Below are 6,246 nucleotides of genomic sequence, written 5' to 3' on the forward strand. Positions count from 1 at the left end.
AATCCGGCGCCAAAGGGCGAATCAGGGAAGGAACAGACCTGGGATCAGACCGGGGCAGGGGCGCCTCAGCGGTTGGCGCCGGGCACCCACAGAACGTCGTCCTTGCCGCCGTTGTTGGCGGTGCGGGCGGCGACAAAGAACCAGTCGCTGAGGCGGTTCAGGTATTTCACAGCCGCCGGGTTCACGTCGTCGGTCGTGCTGAGGTCGGTGGCCAGACGTTCGGCCCGGCGGGCGACGGTGCGGCAGACATGCAGATGCGCCGCCAGTTTCGAGCCGCCCGGCAGGATGAAGCTGCGCAGCGCCTCCAGATCCTTGTTCATGACGTCGATCTCACCTTCCAGCCGCTCGACCTGCGCCGCCACAACCCGCAGCGGCGGGTATTCGGCGTCCGCGTCCTTTGCCATTTCCGGACGGCACAAGTCGGCGCCGAGGTCGAACAGATCGTTCTGAATGCGCGCCAGGGCGGCGTCCATCTCGCCTTCAGCCTCCAGCCGGGCCACGCCGACAAAGGAGTTCAGCTCATCCGAGGTGCCATAGGCGTTCACGCGGGCCGAATGCTTGGTCACCCGCTCGCCGTTGCCAAGCGCGGTCTCGCCCTTGTCGCCGGTACGCGTGTAAATCTTGTTCAGGACGACCATCGCCGCTTATCCTCCCTGGTTGCGCAGATAGACGTAGGACAGCACCAGCACCACCGCAATGAACTGAAACAGGATGCGCAGGCGCATCATCTTGTTTGCATTGCGGCGGTTGAACTCGCCGCCCTTGCCAAAGCCGCCAATGCCGATGACCAGCGCCACAACCACAGCCGCCACGGCTGCCAGTGCCAGATAATACAGCGGATCGCTCATTCTGTCCCCCAAGCGTATCAATTCTGTTGGCCCCGTCTACCCCGCGCGGCAGCCGAAGGCGACCGCGAATCCGTTATCCGAGCCGCACCAGGATGCGGTCAATTGCCCTTGTGCTGAGGATACGGCGCAGGACGCCGGCGATATGGGTCGGGGCGGTCACATAATAGCGCGGCCGCGGGCGGCGGGATTCGCAGGCATGCGCCAGCTTGGCGGTGACCGCGGAGGCCGGCAGCTCAAACCGGTCCGGGCCGCGGCTCTCATACAGCCGCTTCAGCAGCCGCTGTTCATAAAGCTCGCGCAGCGGCGAGGCTTTCCAGTCGATGAACCGCTCAAAATACGGGATCGACTTTTCCCGGATCTTCGACGTCACCGGCCCCGGTTCGATCAGGACCATGTGGATGCCGGACCCCTGCAGCTCGACCCGCAAGGTGTCGGTCAGCCCTTCCAGCGCGTATTTCGTTGCCACATAGGCGCCGCGCCACGGAAAGGAGACAAAGCCTAGGATCGAGGAGTTCTGCACGATCCGCCCGTGCCCCTGCGCCCGCATCACCGGGATTACCTGCCGGGTCAGCTCGTGCCAGCCAAAGAAATTCGCTTCGAAAATCGTCCGCAGGGCCTCGGTGGGCAAATCCTCCACCGCGCCGGGCAAGCCGTGCGCGCCGTTGTTGAACAGCGCATCCAGTGTGCCGCCGGTGGCCGCCAGCACCTCTGCCAGGCCGGACTCGATGCTGCCGGGATCGGTGTAATCAATGCGCGGGCTTTCAAACCCTTCGGCGCGCATCCGGTCGCAATCGCGCTGCTGGCGGCAGGAGGCAAACACCCGCCATCCCCGCTCCCGCATTCCCCGCGCCGCATCCAGGCCGATGCCGGAAGAGCAGCCGGTAATCAGGATGGTTTTTTTCATGCGAAACGCCCTTCGACCCGGATTGCCCGGGGCCAGTTATGGGCGTTTCTTGCTCACCAGGGAAGCGGCAATCCAGCCGACAATGCCCTTTTCGGGCGCGCGCAGATGCAGCCAGCCGGTGCCGGTGTCCTCGATCACGATGACTTCCTCACCGGCCAGAAGCCGGGCGAGCACCGGATAGTTGGTGCCCGGTCCCTGGCGCATGTTCACTCGCGAGGCGCGGATCCGGCGGCGGTCAATGACCGGTTCCGGAGCAGGTTCTGCTGCCGCGGCAGGGACCTCAGCAGTCTGCGGGGCGGGGGCTGCCGTGATCGCGGCCAGGCCGCCATCCAGAGAGGCGAGCTGCAGCGTGCCGCCGCCGGAGCCGACCGAGAATGCGGACTGGGTGGAGGCAAGGACGCTGGACGCGCTGACTAATTGCGCGGCTGCCACACGCTGCCGCAGCGCCGGGTCAGCCTTGGGGCGCACCGGCGCGTTCGCCTGCGACCGGCGGGTCAGCACAGGCTGGGCCTTCAGGGAGGCCGCAGTGATTCTGGCAGTTTCGGGCGCGCTAGTGCTTGGTTTGGCAGCGGCGACCGGTTCAGGCCGCTGAGGCGGTTCAAAATCCGCTCCGCCGCTCAGCTCATAAAATCCCCAGCCAAGAAAAGCGAAGGACAACATAACAAATCGCGACATAACCAGGTCCCCCCAGACCAAAAATAAACAGGCAAATCCAATGACCCGCAAAAGGCCGCTGCCCTGATTGCAAGAGTTTGGAAAGTAACGCGCGGCGCGGCTGCCTGGTTCCATTCTATCTAGGGCAAGTTACCGTCCGGGAAACAGGGGAGACTCTTCTGTCTTCTCCCCTGCAACCCGCAGCCGGGCGGCAAAGCTGTGCGAATTTCGCGCACGCCCGCTTTACCAATTCCGGCGGCGGCAGTATCACGATTTCATGACCGACCTGGTAGAAGATCCCGACATGCCGTCTGCCCCTGAACAGGGTGAAATCCTGGAACCGCTGCGCCGCGCCATTGGCGAGCGCTATCTGACCTATGCGCTCAGCACCATCATGCACCGGGCGCTGCCCGACGCGCGTGACGGGCTGAAGCCGGTGCACCGGCGCATTCTCTATGCGATGAACCGCCTGCGGCTCAGCTCCACTGGCGGCTTCCTGAAGTCGGCCAAGATCTCCGGCGACACCATGGGCGACTTCCACCCCCACGGCGACGCCGCAATCTATGACGCGATGGCGCGCCTGGCGCAGGACTTCAACGTCCGCTACCCGCTGGTCGACGGCCAGGGAAACTTCGGCAACATCGACGGCGATAACCCGGCGGCGTCGCGCTACACCGAAGCGCGGATGACCTTCGTGGCCGAGGCGATGCTGGACGGCCTGAACGAGGACGCGGTCGATTTCCGCGACAACTACGACGGCCGCCTGACCGAACCGGCGGTGCTGCCCGCGACCTTCCCGAACATCCTGGCCAATGGTGCCGCCGGCATCGCGGTCGGCATGGCCACCAACATCCCGCCGCATAACATTGCCGAGCTGATCGACGCCTGCCTGCATCTGATCAAAACGCCCGACGCCCGCGATGACACGCTGCTGAACTATGTGCCGGGGCCCGATTTCCCCACCGGCGGCATCATCGTTGAGCCTAAGGAAAACATCGCCAAGGCCTACAGCACCGGCCGCGGCTCCTTCCGCCTGCGCTGCAAGTATGAGGTCGAGGACCTGGGCCGCGGCCAGTGGCAGATCGTCGTCACCGAGATCCCCTATCAGGTCCAGAAGTCCAAGCTGATCGAGAAGATCGCCGAGCTGATCCAGACCAAGAAGGTGCCGATCCTCGCCGATGTGCGTGACGAATCGGCGGACGACATCCGTGTCATCCTGGAACCCAAGTCCAAGAACGTGGACCCCGAGGTTCTGATGAACATGATGTTCCGCAACTCGGACCTGGAAATCCGCTTCAGCCTCAACATGAACGTGCTGATCGACGGCGTGACCCCCAAGGTCTGCTCGATGAAGGAGGTGCTGCGCGCCTTCCTCGACCACCGCCGCGACGTGCTGCAGCGCCGCTCGCGCCACCGGATGGAAAAGATCGACCACCGGCTGGAGGTGCTCGAAGGTTTCATCATTGCCTTCCTGAACCTCGACCGGGTGATCGACATCATCCGTTATGACGAGGACCCGAAGGCGGCCCTGATCCGCGAGGACTGGAGCAAGGACCACCCGCGCGCCCTCACCGAGGCCGATTACATCACCCCGGCGCAAGGCGCGGGCGAGCTGACAGAGGTGCAGGCCGAGGCGATCCTCAACATGCGCCTGCGGTCTTTGCGCAAGCTGGAAGAGATCGAACTGACCCGCGAGCGCGACGCCCTGCGCGAGGAGCGCGCCGGGCTGGTGGACCTGCTGGCCTCCGAAGAACTCCAGTGGTCCCGCATCTCCGAGCAGCTGAAGGAAACCAAGAAACAGTTCGGCAAGGATTACGAAGGCGGCGCCCGCCGCACGCTGTTCGCCGAAGCAGGCGAGGCCGAAGACGTGCCGCTTGAGGCGATGATCGACCGCGAGCCGATCACCGTGGTCTGCTCCCAGATGGGCTGGATCCGCGCCATGACCGGCCATATCGACCTCAGCCGCGAGCTGAAGTTCAAGGACGGCGACGCCCCGCGCTTCATCTTCCACGCGGAAACCACCGACAAGCTCTTGGTGTTCGGTTCCAACGGCCGCTTCTACACCCTGTCGGCGGCCAACCTGCCGGGCGGCCGCGGCATGGGCGAACCGCTGCGCCTGATCGTCGACCTGCCGAACGAGGCGGAGATCGTCGACCTGCTCATCCACAACCCGGAAGGCCGCCTGCTGGTCGCCTCGGATGCGGGCAACGGCTTCATCTGCGCCGAGAAAGAAATCGTCGCCCAGACCCGCAGCGGCAAACAGGTGCTGAACGTCAAGGACGACGAGCGCGCCAAGGTCTGTATCCCGGTGGAGGGCGACCACGTCGCCGTGGTCTCCGAGAACGGCAAATTCCTGGTCTTCGCGGTCGAGGAGATGCCCGAGCTGACCCGCGGCAAGGGCGTGCGCCTGCAGAAATACAACATGGCCCGCGGCAAACAGGGCTCGCTGGAGCTGGACGGCGGTCTCAGCGACATCACCACCTTCAACTGGGATGACGGGCTCAAGTGGGAAATGGGCGGCGGCAAGACCCGCCACGCGGCCGACCTCGGCGAATGGCTAGGCAAGCGCGCCAGCGTCGGCAAGCGTCCGCCGCACGGCTTCCCGCGGAGCTACAAGTTCAAATAGGCAGCGGATTTTCCTGCCAGCCTGTGCCCCCCGCGCCACCCGCGCGGGGGTTCCTGTTCAGGGGCCTTTACCCGCGGCGGCGCGCGGCGCTATCACGGCGGGGCCGAATACCTACAGAGGACGCCTCATGATCCGCATTTCTGCCCTGCTTGCCGCCCTGGCGCTGCTCACTGCCTGCGGTGAAACCCGGCTGGACGAAGCGCCCGAGGATCTGGGGGCGTTCCAGGCCCGGGTCACTCATGTCTACACCGAAAAGGCGCTGCAATGGCCGCTGTCGCGCAACGCCGACCACAGCGAATGGACCGCCCCGATCGAGACTGCGCTCAACACCCGGCTGCGGCGCTACGCAGGCACCCAGCAATACGATGTGGCGGTGACGCTCGAAGGCTTCATGCTGGCACCGCCCGGCGTGCCGGTGCTGTTCTCTCCCAAAAGCGCGGTGGTGGTGAACGTGTTTGTCTACGACGTGGCGAACAAGAAATTCCTCGCCAAGAAGCACCAGATGGAAATCTTCGAAAGCACCACCGGCGAAAGCGCGGTGCTGGGATCGGGCCATGCCCGCACCAAGGAACAGCAGATTCAAGGGCTGGCGGTCAATATCGCCGACAAGGTCGAGGAATGGATGGCCGAAAACCACAAGGAGCAGGGCTGGTTCGCACCGCGCCCCGCGGCGGGCGCTGCAAGCGCGGCAGCAGCGGCTGCGGCGGAGCCGGTTCCGGCTGGCTGAGCCCGGTGATTTCCGCTTCTGTCAAGCAGGAACGGGTTGATTTTTGCGCGCAAACCAAATAATCCGCCCGCGCAGAGGAAACCGGGTCAACGCTGACCCCTCATTTCAAAAGGCGCCCAAGGCATGGCTAAGGAAAAGTTTGAACGTAATAAACCGCACGTCAACATCGGCACCATCGGCCACGTTGACCACGGCAAGACCACGCTGACCGCAGCGATCACCAAATACTTTGGTGACTTCAAAGCCTACGACCAGATCGACGGCGCACCGGAAGAAAAAGCCCGCGGCATCACCATCTCGACCGCGCACGTCGAGTATGAGACCGAAGCGCGCCACTATGCGCACGTCGACTGCCCCGGCCACGCCGACTACGTCAAGAACATGATCACCGGCGCGGCCCAGATGGACGGCGCGATCCTGGTTGTGAACGCAGCCGACGGCCCGATGCCGCAGACCCGCGAGCATATCCTGCTGGGCCGCCAGGTTG

The 6,246-nt window shown here is 64.5% G+C and carries 7 protein-coding genes; 3 read left to right on the top strand and 4 right to left on the bottom strand.

Going from position 1 to position 6,246, the window contains the following annotated elements:
• Positions 1–65 precede the first annotated feature (65 nt).
• The 4 genes from PHA8399_RS12755 to PHA8399_RS12770 form a co-directional block, all read right to left on the bottom strand.
• Positions 66–638, bottom strand: coding sequence for a cob(I)yrinic acid a,c-diamide adenosyltransferase (locus PHA8399_RS12755; protein ID WP_058286524.1), 573 nt, complete (start codon positions 636–638; stop codon positions 66–68).
• Between the two features lie 6 nt (positions 639–644).
• Positions 645–848, bottom strand: a complete 204-nt coding sequence (locus PHA8399_RS12760) for a twin transmembrane helix small protein (protein ID WP_008553684.1) — start codon at positions 846–848, stop codon at positions 645–647.
• A 73-nt stretch (positions 849–921) separates the two neighbouring features.
• A complete protein-coding gene (locus PHA8399_RS12765) occupies positions 922–1,752 on the bottom strand; it encodes an SDR family NAD(P)-dependent oxidoreductase (RefSeq protein ID WP_058286525.1) in 831 nt (276 codons plus the stop codon).
• A gap of 36 nt (positions 1,753–1,788) precedes the next feature.
• Positions 1,789–2,253 carry an SH3 domain-containing protein gene (locus PHA8399_RS12770; RefSeq protein ID WP_244270217.1) on the bottom strand — a complete coding sequence of 155 codons (465 nt, stop codon included), beginning with the start codon at positions 2,251–2,253 and terminating at the stop codon, positions 1,789–1,791.
• A gap of 430 nt (positions 2,254–2,683) precedes the next feature.
• Between PHA8399_RS12770 and parC the strand changes: the two genes are divergently transcribed.
• From parC to PHA8399_RS12785, 3 genes are all read left to right on the top strand, one after another.
• Positions 2,684–5,032: a DNA topoisomerase IV subunit A gene (gene parC, locus PHA8399_RS12775; protein ID WP_058286527.1), complete on the top strand. Its 2,349-nt coding sequence runs from the start codon at positions 2,684–2,686 to the stop codon at positions 5,030–5,032.
• 127 nt (positions 5,033–5,159) lie between these two features.
• Positions 5,160–5,759, top strand: a complete 600-nt coding sequence (locus PHA8399_RS12780) for a hypothetical protein (RefSeq protein WP_058286528.1) — start codon at positions 5,160–5,162, stop codon at positions 5,757–5,759.
• 123 nt (positions 5,760–5,882) lie between these two features.
• Positions 5,883–6,246 (top strand): GTP-binding protein (locus PHA8399_RS12785; protein ID WP_208856302.1); only part of this gene is annotated, 364 nt, incomplete at its 3' end.

This window comes from Leisingera aquaemixtae (genome assembly GCF_001458395.1).
GTDB lineage: Bacteria > Pseudomonadota > Alphaproteobacteria > Rhodobacterales > Rhodobacteraceae > Leisingera > Leisingera aquaemixtae.

Excerpts from the sequence above, each read along its gene's own strand:
- parC (WP_058286527.1), top strand. The coding sequence starts at position 2,684 with ATGACCGACCTGGTAGAAGATCCCGACATGCCGTCTGCCCCTGAACAG.
- PHA8399_RS12760 (WP_008553684.1), bottom strand. The coding sequence starts at position 848 with ATGAGCGATCCGCTGTATTATCTGGCACTGGCAGCCGTGGCGGCTGTG.
- PHA8399_RS12755 (WP_058286524.1), bottom strand. The coding sequence starts at position 638 with ATGGTCGTCCTGAACAAGATTTACACGCGTACCGGCGACAAGGGCGAG.
- PHA8399_RS12765 (WP_058286525.1), bottom strand. The coding sequence starts at position 1,752 with ATGAAAAAAACCATCCTGATTACCGGCTGCTCTTCCGGCATCGGCCTG.
- PHA8399_RS12780 (WP_058286528.1), top strand. The coding sequence starts at position 5,160 with ATGATCCGCATTTCTGCCCTGCTTGCCGCCCTGGCGCTGCTCACTGCC.